Genomic DNA, 16,990 nt, shown 5'->3' with positions numbered 1-16,990 from the left:
CAAGATCGCTGATACTGCTATCTTTTTCACCAACTGGACGACTGTAAACAATGCTTTATCCAGGTAAAGCAGTATTGGATGCTAAATGACACTCATCACTTTAAAGGACTTAGAAGCCCATCTTTGGCATGCCGCGCATATTCTTACCGGCCCAATTGACGCCTCAGACTATAAAACCTATATCTTCCCAATCTTATTCTTCAAACGAATTTGCGACGTCTACGACGAAGAATTTGCAGAAGCGTTAGAACAAATCGGTGACGCAGAGCTGGCTAAAGGCGACATGTTTCACCGCATTCAAATTCCGGAACAATGCCATTGGCAACAGGTTTTCAATAAAACTAAAGATGTTGGTCAGGCACTTAAAGAAGCATTTCGCGGTATAGAACTGGCTAATGAACGCTTGCACGGTATTTTTGGCGACGCGGGTTGGACCAACAAAGAACGTTTGTCTGATGAATTGCTCGGCACTCTGTTAAATCATTTCAATAAAGTAAATCTAGGTGTATCCAGTGTGCGCGATGATGACATGGGTCGCGCTTATGAATACCTGATCAAACGCTTTGCCGATAAAGCCAATAAAAAAGCCGGTGAGTTTTATACACCTCGCACCATCGTACGTTTAATGGTCAATATCCTTGATCCCAAAGCCGGTGAAAGCGTTTACGATCCTGCTTGCGGTACAGGTGGCATGTTGCTGGAAACCATCCATCACGTTAAAGAACATGGTGGCGATCCTCGCTTGTTAAAAATCAAAGGCCAAGAAAAAAATCTCACCACCGAAGCCATTGCGCGTATGAACTTGTTTCTACACGGCATGGAGGATTTTGACATTGTGCGTGGCGATACCTTACGTCATCCAAAGTTCATCAAAGGCGATCATTTAGAAACCTTTGACAATGTAATTGCAAATCCGCCTTTCAGTTTAAGCGAATGGGGTTATGAACTTTGGCAAAACGATCCTTATGGACGTAAACAATTTGGTTTAGCGCCGCAAACCAATGGCGACTTTGCTTGGGTGCAGCACATGTTTGCCTCGTTAAACGATAACGGTCGCATGGCAGTGGTATTACCGCATGGTGTGTTATTCCGTGGTGGTGCTGAAGGCCGTATTCGCAAACAATTACTGGAACAAAATCGTATTGAGGCAATTATTGGCGTTGCTACCAATTTATTCTACGGCACCGGTATTCCCGCTTGCATTTTGGTACTCAGAAAACAGCGTCCTGATGATCATCAAAGCCATGTGCTGATCATTAACGCCGAAGAAATCTTTACCAAAGGTCGTGCGCAAAACACCTTATCGGTTGCGCAAGCGGACGAGATTTATCAAATCTACCAAAGCCAAGAACAAGCTGGACCGCAGAATGCCAAGGAAATTGAAGGTGTCGCACGTTGGGTCAATCTATCTGAAATTGAAGAAAACGACTTTAACTTAAACATTGCACGTTACGTGCAAAAACCGTTAGAAGAAGAAACCATCACCGTGGAACAAGCCTTGTTGGATTTTAAGAATAAACTGGCTGCTTTAGAACAAGCAGAGCAAGAGCTTGAAGGCCTACTCATCAAGGAAGGTTTTGAAATATGAGTATGTTGCACTATGTAACAAATGAAGTTTCTGATGATTTATTAAGGGCGTTACGTAATGCGATTGAAAATTCAATTCATAATGGTAAAGATGAACCGAGTATTGTTGCACAACTAACTTATGAGATTCCAAAAGCTGTTAATAGATTGCGTCTAAATGTTGGCGGATATAACTTAACTGCTGGCGGAGTATTTATACATCAAACGCCAAAAGTTTCATTTAGTGGAATAATAAAACAAAAGAGCATAGAACTTGGGGATGTATTATTCGTTAGCACTATCACTGATGGAATAGATGAATCAAAAATGGCTTTGCTATATCAAGCAAAAATGTTTGAAAGCTTTCCTGTTGAACCAGACAATAATAATCAACATAAGTTATATGAAAAATGGCCTAAATTTGAATATGTTAGATCTGGTATAGCATTAAATGGTGAAAAACGTAAAATTAGAGGTTCAGATCTTCACTCTGCAACCAAGTATTTATTAATCAGGAAATCAAATTCCAGGTTAAAACTTCCATATTATTTGGCTCATTGGTTATCAGATGAAACTTTGGCAATCACTGCGCAACCAACTTATCCTTTAAGTAATCATGAATGCTTCATTAAAGAAATATTCCATTTTCTGCTTGGAGATGCTGGTAAGGAGTTTGTAAATGCAGCATGTAATGAGATCGGCTGGAATCGTGTCGTAAATGATTTACTAAATGAGACGGCTAAAAAACTAACATCTTACATGAGAAAAGCGTCTACAAACTCGAAACCAGCAATAGCACCACGTGGTTTTGGTTGCCTACACTATGGGCATAGCTTAAGCATTCAATCAGATATTTTGGTTAGTAATGAAGTTTACTTATCAGATGATGACAATTTTCCACCCAAAGATATACCCCCTAAATCAGAGAATAATAATGAAGAGGATGGTGGCGGAATTTCTGTAATAGAATTTGTTTGGCGATTGGATGAACGACTAAAGGCTCTTAATAAATGAGCACCCTAAACAAAAAGAAACTAGAAGACCTCCTTTGGGGCGCGGCGGAATATTTACGCGGTCAAATAGATGCCTCCGATTACAAACAGTACATTTTTCCATTGCTGTTTTATAAGCGCCTGTCGGATGTCTATTTAGAAGAATACAACGAGGCACTGCAAATTCATGAAGGTGATGTTGAATATGCTGCGATGCCGATGTTTCACCGCTTTTACATTCCAGAGGAAGCACGTTGGGAGGTGGTACGTAATACCACTAAAAATATCGGTGAAGCCATTCAAACCGCGTTGCGTTTAATTGAATCCAGCAACGAACGCTTGCATGGTGTATTTGGTGATGCGCAGTGGACTAACAAAGAGCGTCTGCCGGATCATCTGTTAGCTGATCTGATTCAACATTTCAGCAAAATTCCGTTAGGCATCAACACCGTCAATCAAGATGATCTTGGCGAAGCTTACGAGTTCTTGATTAAAAAATTTGCCGACGATTCCGGCCATACCGCCGCCGAGTTTTACACCAACCGCACAGTTGTCCATTTGATGACGCGCATTATGGAATTGCAACCCGGTGAAACCGCCTACGATCCCACTTGCGGCACAGGCGGCATGTTGTTGAATGGCGTGATGGAACTGCGCAATCAAAACCAAGAATGGCGTAGCGTTAAGCTTTATGGGCAAGAGGTCAATCTGCTGACCTCCGCGATTGCCCGCATGAACATGTTCTTGCACGACATTGAAGAATTTGAAGTGCTGCGCGGCGATACGCTCAGTGAACCCAAATTTATTGAAAACGATCAACTCAAACAGTTTGATGTCATTTTTGCCAATCCGCCTTACTCCATCAAAAAATGGAACCGCGATAAGTTTTCCGCTGATCCTTATGGTCGCAATCTGTATGGTGTGCCGCCGCAAGGTTGTGCGGATTATGCGTTTTATACCCACATCATCAAAAGTTTAAATCCTAAAACCGGTCGTGCTGCCATGCTGTGGCCACATGGCGTATTGTTTAGAGATTCCGAGCAAGGGATTCGTAAGCAAATCATTGAAGCGGATTTGATTGAAGCGGTCATCGGTTTAGGACCCAACTTGTTTTACAACTCTCCGATGGAATCGTGCGTCGTGGTTCTGCGACGCAATAAACCTGCACAACGCAAAAACAAAATTCTATTTATCAACGGTGTGGAACACGTCACCCGTGAACGTGCGCATAGTCGCTTATCGGATGAAAATCTAAGCGTTCTAACTGAAGCGTACTTTGAGCCTGATAAACAGCCTACTATCGCGGCATTGGTGGCAATAGAGGATATTCGCGCTAATCAGCATAACCTGTCTATTCCGCTGTATGTGCAAAACGATAGCGGTGATGAAGCGCAAAACATTGAGCATGCCATTGAGAACTGGAAAATCAGCCGTGTGAAATTAAAGAAACAAACCACTGAATTATTTAACAGCCTCGCTGAACTTGGCTATGACATTAGTGAGGTTGAAACTAATGTCTGAAAAGCAATTACCTGAAGGTTGGCGTATGGTGAAGTTTGGAGATATGGCAAGGCATATTTCCAAGCGCGTAGAACCCAGTGAAACCGATTTAAATATCTATGTTGGGCTTGAGCACTTAGACCCGGATAGCCTGCGAATCAAGCGGCACGGTGTACCCAGCGATGTTGAAGGTCAAAAGCTGCTAGTTAAAAAGGGCCAAATCATTTTTGGTAAACGTCGAGCGTATCAACGTAAATTAGGTGTGGCGGATTGGGATTGTATTTGTTCGGCACATGCTATGGTGTTGGAAGCCAATCCAAAAACTGTAATACCTGAATTCTTGCCATTTTTTATGCTGTCAGATGTGTTTATGAATCGGGCTATTGCTATATCAGAAGGATCATTATCGCCTACGATTAAATGGAAAGCATTAGAGCGGCAAGAATTTGCTCTACCTCCTATCAAAACTCAAGTTATTTTTACAAAAATATTTTGTAAAATTGATTTCATAGAAAAAACCAGACATTCCTTAAGCGGTTATTCAGAACAGTTTACAAGAATAATTGAGAGGAAGTTTTTTGAAACAGGTATTGCGAATACAAAATCTGTATTAACTAAATATGGCAATATTCCGGAAAACTGGGAATTAGTCCCTTTTGGTAATTTAATGTCGTCAGCAGGAACTCAGAATGGGCTATACAAAGGAAAAGATTATTATGGATCAGGGCTGCCCATGGTACACATGATGGATATGTTTCATTCGGAATCATTAAGTGATTCTAAAAATGAAATGCAATTGGTTGAACTAGACGAAAAAGAAATAGAAAAATTTACTCTAAAAAAGGACGATCTTTTGTTTGCTCGTCGTTCTTTAACTACAGATGGTGCGGGGTTGTGTTGCATTTATCAGGGCAGAGATAGCGCAGTCTCATTTGAATCATCCGTTATCCGAGTTACCCTTAACAGAGATAAAGCAATACCTGAATTCTATAATATATATTTTAGATCTGCCATCGGAAGATGGAATATGAAAAAAATAATTCAAACAGTAGCGGCATCAGGTATTACTGGTACTGACCTTAAGAACATACCTGTTCCATGGCCTAGCCTAGTTGAGCAAGAAAAAATAGTTCAATATATTCTCAATTCTAAAAGAGTAATAGATAGTAGCTTTATATCATGCGCAGGTGATTTAATGAAATCTTATATAAATTCAAATTTTAGGATGTAATGTGTTTAACGAACAAACCGTCACCGAAAATGGAATTATTGACCGCTTAAAACAATTAAGCGATGTAAAGTGGAATTACTGTCACGGTGATGCTTTGCCGAAACAGGTCAACGATATATTCGTTGATGAATGGCTAAAAGTAGCTTTGTGTTCGTTAAATCCTGATATTGCCGCCAATCCCGATTATGCCGATGAAGTTATTTATAAGCTACGCGGTGTCATTTTAGAAGCCAGACATACCGGCCTGGTTAAAGCCAATGAAAGTTTTAACGAATGGCTGATGGCAGAAAAAACGTTGCCGTTTGGTCAAGATGGCGATCATGTCACCATCAACCTGATTGACTTTAACCAGATTGAAAACAACCACTTTGTGGTGTCACAGCAGGTTCATTTCCTTGCCGCCACTGAAGTGTATTTTGACATTGTGCTGTATGTGAATGGCATTCCGTTAGTGGTCGGTGAAGTCAAATCGGCTACACGACCTTCTATTAGCTGGCAGGATGGCGCAGCCGATTTTATGGGCGGCCAAAAGCACTACTGGAAAAATGTTGAGTCGTTCTTTGTACCGAATTTATTGTGCTTTGCCAGTGAAGGCAAAACCTTTGCTTATGGTGCGATCAACGCAAGCGTTAAAGACTGGGGGCCGTGGCATAAAACCAGTCAACGCGATGAGATTCCCTTAACCTTGGCGGCAGTGCTAGACAGTGCCGAAGGCTTGTTGAATCCACATACCTTATTGCAGCTGCTTCATTCATTCGCACTGTTTTCCACAATCAAAACTGGTAAGAACTCTCCGCCAAAACGCAGCAAGATATTACCGCGCTATCCGCAATTTGAAGCGGCCAAACAGATTGTTGATAGGGTTATAGCCGGTTATCCGCGTAAAGGACTGATTTGGCATTTTCAAGGTTCAGGAAAATCGCTGTTGATGCTATATGCCGCACGTATGTTACGTGCGGATAACGAACTTAAAAATCCGACGGTATTGGTCGTAGTGGATCGTCGTGATTTGGATTCGCAAATCAACGAAACCTTTGGCGGTGCTGATGTAAAAAATCTGATCAAAGTGCGCAGCTGTAAAAAGCTGGGGCAACTGATTGAACAAGATAGTCGCGGCATTTTGATCACCACTATCTTTAAGTTTAAAGACGTTGAAATTGACACCAAGGATCACAACGGTTTGAACGCACGAGACAATATCATCGTGTTAGTGGATGAGGCGCATCGCACTCAAGAAGGCTCGTTAGGCGACAAAATGCGCTGGGCTTTACCGAATGCGCACTTTTACGGTTTAACCGGTACGCCTATCTCCAGCCTGGAACGCAATACCTTCAAGCTGTTCGGTGCGGATGAAGATGAAGGCCGTTACATGAATCGCTACAGTTATAAGCAGTCTATTCGTGACGGTGCGACCAATCCGGTTAAGTTTGAACCGCGCTTAGCTGAGTTACGTGTTGATCAAGCAGCGATTGACGAAGAGTTTCAGCGACTGGTTGCAGAAAATAATCTGGATGAGGATGAAAAAGCGGCGCTTTCAAAACGGGCAGGCAAGCTTGCGATTTTACTGAAAGCACCCAAACGCATGGAGGCCATAAGCGCGGATATTGCCGAGCACTTTGCCAGCCATGTTAAGCCCAAAAAAATGAAAGGCATGGTGGTGGTCTATGACCGCGAAGCCTGTGTGCAGATGTATTACTTATTGGGCAATCGGCTAGGTTTTGATGCGGTAGAAGTGGTCATGAATATTGACCAAGCGCCTATTAAAGCCACTGAGGGCGATAAAAAAGGCAAACAGAACAAAGATTGGTTGCGCTGGAAAGAAGAATTAAGCATGCCGGTTCAGGAAGCTGATTTTGAACGCTGGCAATTATTTGATGGCGATGAGCAAAAACAAAAAGACCTGATTGAAGATTACAAAGACCCAAGCCATCCGTTACAACTGATTATCGTCACCGCGAAATTATTAACCGGTTTTGATCCACCTATCTGTTATTGCATGTATCTGGATAAGCCCATCCGTGATCATACCTTGCTACAAGCAATGTGCCGCACTAACCGGTTGTTTGAAATTGACGGCATCCGTAAGGAAATGGGCTTGATCATTGACTATCTCGGTGTGTTTGAGAATTTACGTTCTGCTTTGGCCTATAACCCGGAAGAAATTGAAGGTGTGATTGAAGGCATAGAGGCGTTTAAAGAACTGTTTCCGCCGCAACTAGAAAAGTGCTTGGCATTCTTTCCCAACGTGGATCGCACGGTGGACGGTTTTGACGGCATTATGGCCGCGCAGGAATGTTTGCCAACCAATGAAAGACGTGATGCGTTTGCGGCTGCTTTTGGTGTGTTGAATAAGCTGTGGACCGCGATTAGTCCTGACGTATTTTTAGCGCCCTATCGTAAAGACTTTAAGTGGTTGGCGCAGATATATGAATCAGTGCGACCAATTGGTCAAACAGGTGCTTTGGTATGGGCGGCACTAGGATCTGAAGTGATCAAGATGATTCACGAGAATACCGATATAACCCGCATTCGTGATGATATTGACGAACTGATCATGGATGAGCATGCGGTTTTCACCTTAACTGAAAAGGAACAAGAGAAACGCGCAAGACAGTTGGAAATTAACCTGATGGGGCGTTTGCGAGGTCATGAAAATCCCAAGTTTGTTGCACTTGGCGAACGCTTGGAAAAACTGCGCCAAGATTATGAAGCAGGTGTGATCAAAGCCATAGATTGGCTGAAAGGCTTGTTGGATGCTGCAAAGCAAGCGGTACATCTGGAACGTGAGCTAGATGAAAAAGTAGTCACTGAAGAAGATAACATTCAGGCATTAACGAAACTCTTTCTGGAAACTAGACCCGATAGCACGCCAAAAGTAATTCAGGACATCGTAGAACAGATAGACAAGATCGTTAAAGCAACTCGTTTTGACGGTTGGCAAAAATCCAATAGCGGTCCACGCGAAATCCAAAAAGCATTATTGCTGACGTTGGCTCAATTTGGATTGGGTAAAGACAAGGAGCTTTTTATTAAGGCTTATGGGTATATTGAAGAGCATTATTGAGCGATTATAGAAATATGGAATTTTTAATTGACCAGAAGTTGGTAGATAAACTAGTAAGTGATTCTGATTTTCAGAAAATAAAGGGTGCTTTGAGTTATCCTGATAATAGAATATTCAGATGTGCATGGGTAATGTATCAAGCCAAAGATAGCTTAAGACCATTAAAATGGCATCCAGTTTTAATAAAAGATCAGGATTCTGGTAAGGTTGGTTTTGAATATAATCCAGGCGGATGGAAAAGTAAAAATAAAGCTGGAAAAGTTAAATTATCTCTTCAAGAGCTTCTTTCAATAATTATAAATAGGTCATTTAATAGTAATGATACCGTTCGCTGTAAATATTCTGACAGTTCAAGTCAAGATGGAAGAAATATTAGCGATATGCAATTTGACGAAGATCTATCATCACTGTTAGCGAAATATAAATATCCTACTTTACCTTCAAGTGAATCCAGTCATGCAACTGAACTATCAGATGCGCCAATATTTTCTGAAAATGAAAAGTCTATCGTCGCTCAGTCCGCAAACGAAATTGAAGAATTTATTGACGGATTTAATGGTGAAGAGAAAGATGTTATTGCTAAATACAGATTAAATCAAGGAAAGTACCGAAATGTACAATTGCGATATTGGGATAACACCTGTGCTGTTAGCGGTTTAAAAAATAGTAGATTGCTTGTTGCTTCACATATATTACCTTGGAGTAAGTCAACTGCCAGTCAAAAGGGCAACCCTTATAACGGTTTACTGTTGTCAGTAGTATGGGACTCGCTTTTTGATAAAGGACTCATATCTTTTGATGACGATGGGAAAGCTATTTTAGATAGACTAAGTGCTGAGACTATACGGTGCCTAGGATTAGAATGCTCCAATCAAGCCATTTCAACTGATAAATTGACAACACAACATAGGCAGTATTTGCAAATGCACAGGGTACTGCATGATTTTTATTAACTAAAATTATTGTTATAAATCTCATTTAAAATGCAAAACATTTCAGATATAAAAATTATTTCTAATACAAATAAAAATCATCTGCAAGAATTATGTAATCTCATATCCGTTAAGTCAAGTCGCTTGATAATTGCTTCACCTTTTTTGGCTCCTAATATCGGTAATCTATTAGATGAATTTGACTTTTCGCGTACTGAACTAATTGAACTGATAACAACTTTTAAAGCGAAAGACCCCGAGCAACTTACAAAGCCAGGAGTTTTAAAAGATTTTTTTGAATATTTTTACGAAAAGTATCCTAGGGTAAAAGTTAAAGTCCATGTTGACAACCAGTTGCATGGCAAAATATACGTTTCAATTAACAATCCTAGTAGTACTCTGTTATTAAGCTCAGCAAACTTTACACGAAATGGGCTACAAAATAATCATGAATGGGGAATAACTCTTTCAGATTCTTTACTGATTGAAGATCTATTAGTTGACTTATTTGAAGGTGTAGAATATCCAGATGTTACATATAGCCAAATAAAAAAGGCAAGTGCTTTTGCTGATATTTATATGCGGGACCATCCAGAATGGATTGAAAAATCAGATATATATTGTGATATTCTGGAAAATGTATATTCCGATCAAAGTTCATCTGATACTGTGGCACAATACTTTTTAAAACCAATTGGCTCAAGTGAAGTCCCAGTTACTCTTGAGAGCCGAATGGATTTTTCTGATCTACATCAAAATCTTCATTTTTCACAAAAGCCACCACGAGGTGTTAAAAAAGGGGATATTTTAATAACAACAGCTATTGGTGCTGGATCGTTACTCTCCTATTTCAAGGTCACTGGCGGACTGCAAAGGGTAACTGAAGCTGAGATTAAGCAGGATAGCTGGAAAGAGAGATGGCCTTGGTATATGGAAGGCAAAAACCAATCTAAAACATTTGGAGCAAAATGGTGGGAATTCAATATTCGCCGTCAAGATGCTCTTGCGGAGTTTTTAGAGAAATATCCTGGCAAGGCTGTTACATATGCAGGCGGATATAGTTTAGGCTCAATCAACAGGGGAAATGATAAGGTGAGGATCACAAAAGAGTTTGGCGATTTTCTAATCGCTAAAATTCATCATTGCACAGGGAAATAGTAAAATTAATTCTTAGGCGTGAGTGATATGTCAAACGAATAGGGGCTTGCGGTGATAGCATTTAAAAAACGCATATGCAGCGCCATTTGCATCGTAGTGCTGCCATGCTGCGCAACGTTCAAAAGCTTAAACGCCGAAGTTCCCTTGTATGAGCGCGTCTTCGTCTACAGCGGAACCAGACTAGATTGGGCAGCGTTAGAAAACGACAATGTGAGTATCAGAAAATTCAAGACTGAACCTCCGAGCTATCCGCTCGTTGATCTGCCTTTTAGCTTTGCAATGGATTCTGTGTTTTTACCGTTAGCGATCAGTGCGGAGATTTTTCACTGATTGACGAAATGAAAACATGAAGCAAAAAAAATGTCGGTGCAACTGTATGTTAACGCTACAGACACACCGACATTTTACTATCTCCGGTAATAAGACTTTGATCGTCAGATGAAGTTCCTATTACTGAGTAAAAAGATCAACTATTTTTACCGCTACAACATGTAGTCATCGTAAGTCTGCAACATCTCTTCTCTGGTAATACCAATATAACGTAGCGTTGAAGTCGTATCGCTGTGATTTGGTATACGGAAATTTGAAATCAGAACCAAAAATGAGCTGTTCAGCAAAAATATCGTGCAATTAGTTTGATTGGATTGGCAAAACCTATTTTATTCAATTGAAGCATAGTAAGCTTTGTTTTAGATTCATGTCTAAATTGTATATTTTAGAACAACGATGACAATACCGGAAGATTACATTAACATCCCAGATAATCACGAAGATATTCCTAATGAATATAATAATAAGCCTCTGCTAAAAACATATTCTTATTACAATAAGGATGGAGGTGTTGTTGGTTATGTGGGGTGTTATGGTAGCTTGGAAAAAAATCGCAGGGTTTTATTTTTTGAATATGAATGGTATATCAACGATAAAAAACATTCTGGAATGTGGCTTACAAAAAAAGATATACGACTTAAAAAATTTCCGTTGTATCGTTTGAATAAACTACTAACGCGACAAGACTCAATTCGCGTGGTCATTGTTGAAAACGAACGATCAGCAAATGCATTTTCTAAACTTGGAATATGTTGCGTTTCACCTGTTTATGGTTTTGATTTTGTAGAGTATACCGATTGGACACCATTAGACGGTTTAAAAGTCGTTTATTTAATTGCATCTAATGATGAAAAAGGAATGGTATTTATTCAAGATGTCTATACTCGGCTCATCCGCTTGCAAAACCCACCCAAGCTTAAAATCGTTACTTTACCTGACCAAGATGATTATGATGACCCATTAGATTGGTTACAAAAATCATTTCCAACATTGTGGCAAGGCAATAAGCCTGTATCAGACTTTTTGAAGCGTGATTTATTCTTGAAGGACAGTAATCCGGATAAGTTGTTACCCAATGTTATTAACGATCTATTAAATGACGCAGAGGTATTTACAGATGATTTTAATGAAGAAGATATTTGAAATCTATTGTATGAACTTAGTAAACGCCTTATTTAATACAAAGTAATGATTACAATTTATCGTGGTGGGCCTAGGGGCTTTGAACAGGCATCTGAAATTTTGGATGATGTGATAGATGTGTTAGAAATATTTGATAACCGATTCTACGAATTGAGAGCGGATATTTTTCAATTAGTTCATCATAATGTTCATAGAGCGATGGGGACCACTAGGAAAGAATTTTTTAAGCACCTAAGAGCTAAAACAAAGTTAAATAAGAGCCTAATTAACGATCTTGTCAACGCCGCTTTAGTTGAATCGTATTTAAATATAAGCTCAGACCAACCGAGTGTTGAAGTGTTATTAGCCATAAAAAATAAAGCACACAAAGAAGATTGGGGGCCTATCTACTCTCATGCAAAAATGAAAAAGGACGCCAAAGTTCAAGAGCTAAAGAACAAAGAAAAAAAACACACGAGAAAGTTCAGAAGGATCCATATAGCCACAATGGTGACATATCCCGCCCCAGCACTTAAGACAGTTACAGAAGAAATTAGTCTTTTTTATAAAAACAGCGGCAAAGTAAAGCCGAAGGCAAAATCAGTTTATGCCGATTGGGATGATGCAGATGATGAAACTTCCCCTTATCCATACGAAGATGATAGTGGATTTATCTATTAAATTTATATTGAAAAGACTCATAACTCGTAATCGTCGTAGGTCCGTAACACTTCTTCTTTTGTAATACCAAGATAACGAAGTGTTGAAGTCGTGTTGCTGTGATTCAGCACTTTGGCAATCTTTTCAATCGGCACTCCGTCCCGATACATTGCCATCCCGCGAGATTTTCTCATGCTGTGCGTGTTGATGTTCAACTTGACCATATCACCAGCATCTTTGAACACGCGACTGACAGACACTCGACTAATCGGCTTGTCCTTGGCTCTGCGACTGTGAACTTGAAACAACCAACAATCTGAAGGGTGCTCTTGTCTTCTGCGTTCAATCACAGCGATTGCAGCAGAGTTTAATCTGATGAGCTTAAGCTTGCCAGTCTTAGACTCAGTGAGCTGTAACGATCTGTCTTGAATGTTGAGCTGTGAGTATTGCAGCGATAGCAAATCGCTGATTCTGAGCGACAGATTGACTCCGACCTTCCAAACGTCAGCGTAGAGCTGTCCAAACTTGTTCTCTAGTAGCGTGTGGATCAAGTCAATTTCTGACTTGCTAGCAGCGTTGACTGTGTTCATATATGTAACTTAATTAGGTGATAGGTTTAATCTGTTACATACGGTATAGCTTTAAGGTTATTTAGTCAATAAATTCAAGGAGATAGTAAGTAACAAAATGCTATTGTGTTACTTATCTAGTGAAGCACCAATCTAGTGAATTTGCTACTCGTCTAAATAATATAAATGGGCAACTACTCATAGACTTTGATCTGGACTGGAACTTTTAACTGTTAGCAGTCTCGAGCTCGAGACTCGAAATCACTACTTTTTGCGTAACCCTACACCTATGCAATTAATTATTAAGTTCACTTTTCTATTAGGAATCTATATAGCTTTCTGAACTTAATAATCAAGATGCATAAATATAGGGTTGCGCAGTATTTTAGCTATTCTTCTAAAGTGATGTAATACACATCAAGTTGGCTGTCGTAGTGTTTATCACTTCTGTCGTATTGTTCCTGATAATCATCAGTTTCTGAAATATTAGGCTTAATATCCATTAAACCACGCATTGTGGAATCTAAAATCTCAATATCCATTGAAAAGATACGGCCTAAACTTTTCCTTACTTGATTGCTCGTCATTTCTTGCGGAGCTAAAGCTTTAAGATGTCTCCCTTGTTTACCTTTTCCTTCAGCATCTATCAGTTTGTAAGTATATAGGTAGTAATCTTTATTGTTGAATACTAATTGTTTTTTAGAAGCCTTTAGGTATTCAATTGTCTCGGAAAGACTTTCACGTTCAATCTCATGTTTTACTTTGCTTTTTGAAGTGAATAAATGACTAAAGTGTTTCGCTAGATATTCCGCACTTAGGGGTAGTACACCATTATCGGTACGTAATAATGCCTTTTCAATAACTGATTTCCATTTTATTAACTCCTTTTGAGTTGTTATATGATCAACCGTTATGTCCAAGGGCAGATTGCATAATATGAAGACATTTTTTTTGTTTTTAGCATGAATTAGTCTAACACGATCTATGGCTTGTAAAGTTTCACATTCTCGATGTAATTCCTGTACTAATTGAGCACGTGCGTCTTTGCATATCATTACGTCTGCTCCCCATTTTTTTCCATCACGAATGCGATGACCACGACATTCAAAAAACGGCTTTCCAGTTAATACTAATTCCTTCTGACTATCCCACCATAGTGCGGCCGCCTGTGATTCAATCTCATGTACAGGCAGCTGATTTCTACCGATGACGATGACATTATGTAAATGTTTGTACTTATCTATGCCCCGCAGACCACCAAAATGAATTTTTTCACAATCCTTATGTGTGTTTAGAAGAGGCAGAATATCATTCTTTTTGTTACCAACGAAGTATTGGTAGCTAATCAACAAATACGGACCATAATCTGTATATATATTTTCTATTATCTTATTTAGATTTTTAATGTAATTTTTTTTAGCTTGTTTATCTGATTCAATATCTTTTGCATTCTTTCTAGGGATGCCACGTGATTTCGCATTCGTTGTGGTTAAAATTTGTGTTACGTGCGCATTTCTCTCAACATCTATTCTAAAATTCTTTATACCATGAAAAAATATTTTTGCGATTTGCTGCCTATAGTCTGCGTCAATACATAGCACAGGAGTTTTTGAATATTTTGTATGGAAGCGGTTTATGTTTTTGCGATTAACGACGACCACTTCATCTTCAATACTTCTGACAGTAAGAGATTTTTGCCGCTCTGGAAACATATCAGTTTCTGACTGAAGTTGATTAAGCATCACCGATAACAACTGAGTTGTTCTGATCTTGTTATTTTTAATCTGCGTTAATATGGTTTCAGGATCTGTATTACTATCTACATCTGGAAGTTTGTTCTCTGATAGTTTTTTTTGGGCTCTGCTGAAAACAAGATTTAGATTATCAGGGAAATGCTCTCTTATTTCGCTGAGTAGTGGTTTATCGTATTGTAGAGCATTACAAATGACGTCTTTAAGTCCATACTTATTGTCAACATAATGCTCAATGTGACGAATTCTTGTCTTATTTACTTCAATCAAATCGGTAAAGAATCGTTCGTCTACTATTGCTTTTTTTGGAAGGTCGGTATCAAGCTTACGAGTGAGCGCTAAATGCGTATGGGTATATATGCGGACTTGGGAATTATTTGAATATTGCTTAAGATAATCACATTGCATATCGCCACTTACAAAAGGACATGTCATACAGACATCTTCGTAAATGTTATATCCATATCCAGCAATAGAGTCAATTAGCTCGTGTTTTTTACAAAGTGGTAAGTCGTTTTTGTTTTTTTCATCTCGATATGCTCTGCCGCGAATTACCGTCACATTCAGATTTGTATTTATTTTTAGGATGTTTTCTCTAATTTCGTTAGCTAAGTCATGTCTAGGTACATATATTTCAACCAAATGATGTTCAGCATATTTTGCTACCTCTTCAACTATCGCTGTAGTTTTGCCAATGCCAGCTGGAGCGGTAATTGCAAAATGGTCATTTGAATTATTCATCCATTCAGAAACAACTTCTCTCATTTGTTTCTGAGCTTCTTCCCTTGAAATATACTTAGGACACTCATAATAAGGTTCCACACCTTCCTTGTATTGCTTTTTTCTGTCTTTTGATAAATTGTATATTTTCTCAATACCATGAGATAGACTTATGATTATTGGATTTCCATTATTCCACCAAAACTTTGCTTTACCTTTTTTTCTATCTGCTAACCCGTCAATCGGGTCTGCTAAAGTTAAACCATCATATTTCTCAGGGTTCTCTAATAACTGTACGACTGAAACAATACTACCATTATCAAAATAGAGCGGCCATTCACCATGAATTCTACCTTCATGTTTTAAAACATCTTCTACTAACTTTTTTGCTTGTTCCTTTGTGATGCCAAATTCATACATTATCTCCTCAATTTTTTGTTTCTTCCATTTAGCTCTAGTTTTTCTCAGAATGTGTTTTACTTTTTCTTTTGCTGATGCTCTTATTTCTTCTAGCGTTTCTTTTTCTTCTTTTGAAAGTGGCCTTAATTTGCTAGTATCAAGAAACTTTCCAACATAATGATTAATTTTTGGTTGTTTGTATACGAGGTCATCTTTATTAATCAGTGTTGGTTTTCCGACAATATCTATACGTTCACCTCTAAAAACCACACCATCTATAGGTGCTCGGTAAAGTGGTAAGCCATTACTAGATGGTTTTACATAACCATGCCCTTTAAGCCATAAATAGTTATATAGTAATTCGCCGTACTCCTTCAAGTTGCTTGCATTCTTCACAGGAATATAAATATGAAATCCTGATCCCTTTATGGGTTTTTTGTTTTTAAGATGAACGCCAGCAGATACGGACCCTCTGATAATCTTTGCGGAATGAGCTATTTCAGGATCTATGCTAACTAATAATTCTAATAACTCATCTGGTGTGAAAACCTTTCCATATTCGTCAGTATCGTGATCTATCATCAGAATACCGGGTAGCTGACGATATTTAAAAAATTTGCTGCTTCTTGAAATGACGTTTTGTTCTGGCTCTTCTTTACCAGTAACAACAATATCAACTTCATCTGGAAATTTTGTATCGTAAAGTCCATAACCAAATGCTTGACTTCGTTTTGCACTATTTAATTCGGCAGGGAAATCCTCAAAGTTTATACTTACTCGCTCTGCTTTGCCTTTATAAAGAGGCAGTCCGAATTCCTTTTCTATTCGCCCATTATTTACAGAATAGAACTTTGATATTGGATTTTGAAAGCTAGTATACTTTGTAAAATATACTTTAGTTGACATGGTTATTCCTGGTGCTTTTTCGTTACATAAACTCTTATTATTTCATGCATTATTAAAATTATTTTATATTCGCCTCACAGTATTTATATT

12 protein-coding genes are annotated in these 16,990 nt (G+C 38.9%); 10 read left to right on the top strand and 2 right to left on the bottom strand.

Features of this window, described 5'->3' with window-relative positions; genetic code table 11:
- Positions 1 to 85 precede the first annotated feature (85 nt).
- The 10 genes from ACMXD4_RS14375 (at position 86) to ACMXD4_RS14330 (ending at position 12,576) form a co-directional block, all read left to right on the top strand.
- Positions 86 to 1,588, top strand: coding sequence for an N-6 DNA methylase (locus ACMXD4_RS14375; protein ID WP_415878550.1), 1,503 nt, complete (start codon positions 86 to 88; stop codon positions 1,586 to 1,588).
- Entirely contained in the window at positions 1,585 to 2,580 is a 996-nt protein-coding gene (locus ACMXD4_RS14370) for a hypothetical protein (RefSeq protein ID WP_415878549.1), read from the top strand. Before ACMXD4_RS14375 ends, ACMXD4_RS14370 begins: the two co-directional genes overlap by 4 nt.
- Positions 2,577 to 4,079: a type I restriction-modification system subunit M gene (locus ACMXD4_RS14365; protein ID WP_415878548.1), complete on the top strand. Its 1,503-nt coding sequence runs from the start codon at positions 2,577 to 2,579 to the stop codon at positions 4,077 to 4,079. Before ACMXD4_RS14370 ends, ACMXD4_RS14365 begins: the two co-directional genes overlap by 4 nt.
- Positions 4,072 to 5,289, top strand: a complete 1,218-nt coding sequence (locus ACMXD4_RS14360; RefSeq protein WP_415878547.1) for a restriction endonuclease subunit S — start codon at positions 4,072 to 4,074, stop codon at positions 5,287 to 5,289. The genes ACMXD4_RS14365 and ACMXD4_RS14360 overlap by 8 nt, the downstream gene beginning before the upstream one ends.
- 1 nt (position 5,290) lies before the next feature.
- Positions 5,291 to 8,353, top strand: coding sequence for a type I restriction endonuclease subunit R (locus tag ACMXD4_RS14355; protein ID WP_415878546.1), 3,063 nt, complete (start codon positions 5,291 to 5,293; stop codon positions 8,351 to 8,353).
- Positions 8,350 to 9,306, top strand: a complete 957-nt coding sequence (locus ACMXD4_RS14350; protein WP_415878545.1) for an HNH endonuclease — start codon at positions 8,350 to 8,352, stop codon at positions 9,304 to 9,306. The genes ACMXD4_RS14355 and ACMXD4_RS14350 overlap by 4 nt, the downstream gene beginning before the upstream one ends.
- A 30-nt stretch (positions 9,307 to 9,336) precedes the next feature.
- Complete coding sequence (locus tag ACMXD4_RS14345; protein ID WP_415878544.1) at positions 9,337 to 10,443, top strand: phospholipase D-like domain-containing protein; 1,107 nt, start codon at positions 9,337 to 9,339, stop codon at positions 10,441 to 10,443.
- A gap of 51 nt (positions 10,444 to 10,494) precedes the next feature.
- On the top strand, positions 10,495 to 10,773 hold the full coding sequence (locus ACMXD4_RS14340; protein ID WP_415878543.1) for a YceK/YidQ family lipoprotein: 279 nt from the start codon (positions 10,495 to 10,497) through the stop codon (positions 10,771 to 10,773).
- 396 nt (positions 10,774 to 11,169) lie between these two features.
- Positions 11,170 to 11,916, top strand: coding sequence for a hypothetical protein (locus tag ACMXD4_RS14335; RefSeq protein ID WP_415878542.1), 747 nt, complete (start codon positions 11,170 to 11,172; stop codon positions 11,914 to 11,916).
- Between the two features lie 45 nt (positions 11,917 to 11,961).
- The gene (locus tag ACMXD4_RS14330; RefSeq protein WP_415878541.1) at positions 11,962 to 12,576 is read left to right on the top strand and encodes a hypothetical protein; all 615 of its coding nucleotides are present in this window, start codon (positions 11,962 to 11,964) and stop codon (positions 12,574 to 12,576) included.
- Between the two features lie 17 nt (positions 12,577 to 12,593).
- Here the strand turns inward: ACMXD4_RS14330 and ACMXD4_RS14325 are convergent, their stop codons facing one another.
- A complete protein-coding gene (locus tag ACMXD4_RS14325; RefSeq protein ID WP_415878540.1) occupies positions 12,594 to 13,145 on the bottom strand; it encodes a tyrosine-type recombinase/integrase in 552 nt (183 codons plus the stop codon).
- A gap of 368 nt (positions 13,146 to 13,513) precedes the next feature.
- On the bottom strand, positions 13,514 to 16,900 hold the full coding sequence (locus tag ACMXD4_RS14320; protein WP_415878539.1) for a hypothetical protein: 3,387 nt from the start codon (positions 16,898 to 16,900) through the stop codon (positions 13,514 to 13,516).
- Positions 16,901 to 16,990 lie beyond the last annotated feature (90 nt).

The organism is Methylomonas sp. TEB (assembly GCF_047777895.1).
Lineage (GTDB): Bacteria > Pseudomonadota > Gammaproteobacteria > Methylococcales > Methylomonadaceae > Methylomonas.
The sequence above is the reverse complement of the archived record's forward strand: the minus strand, read 5'-3'. Positions and strand labels throughout refer to the sequence as shown.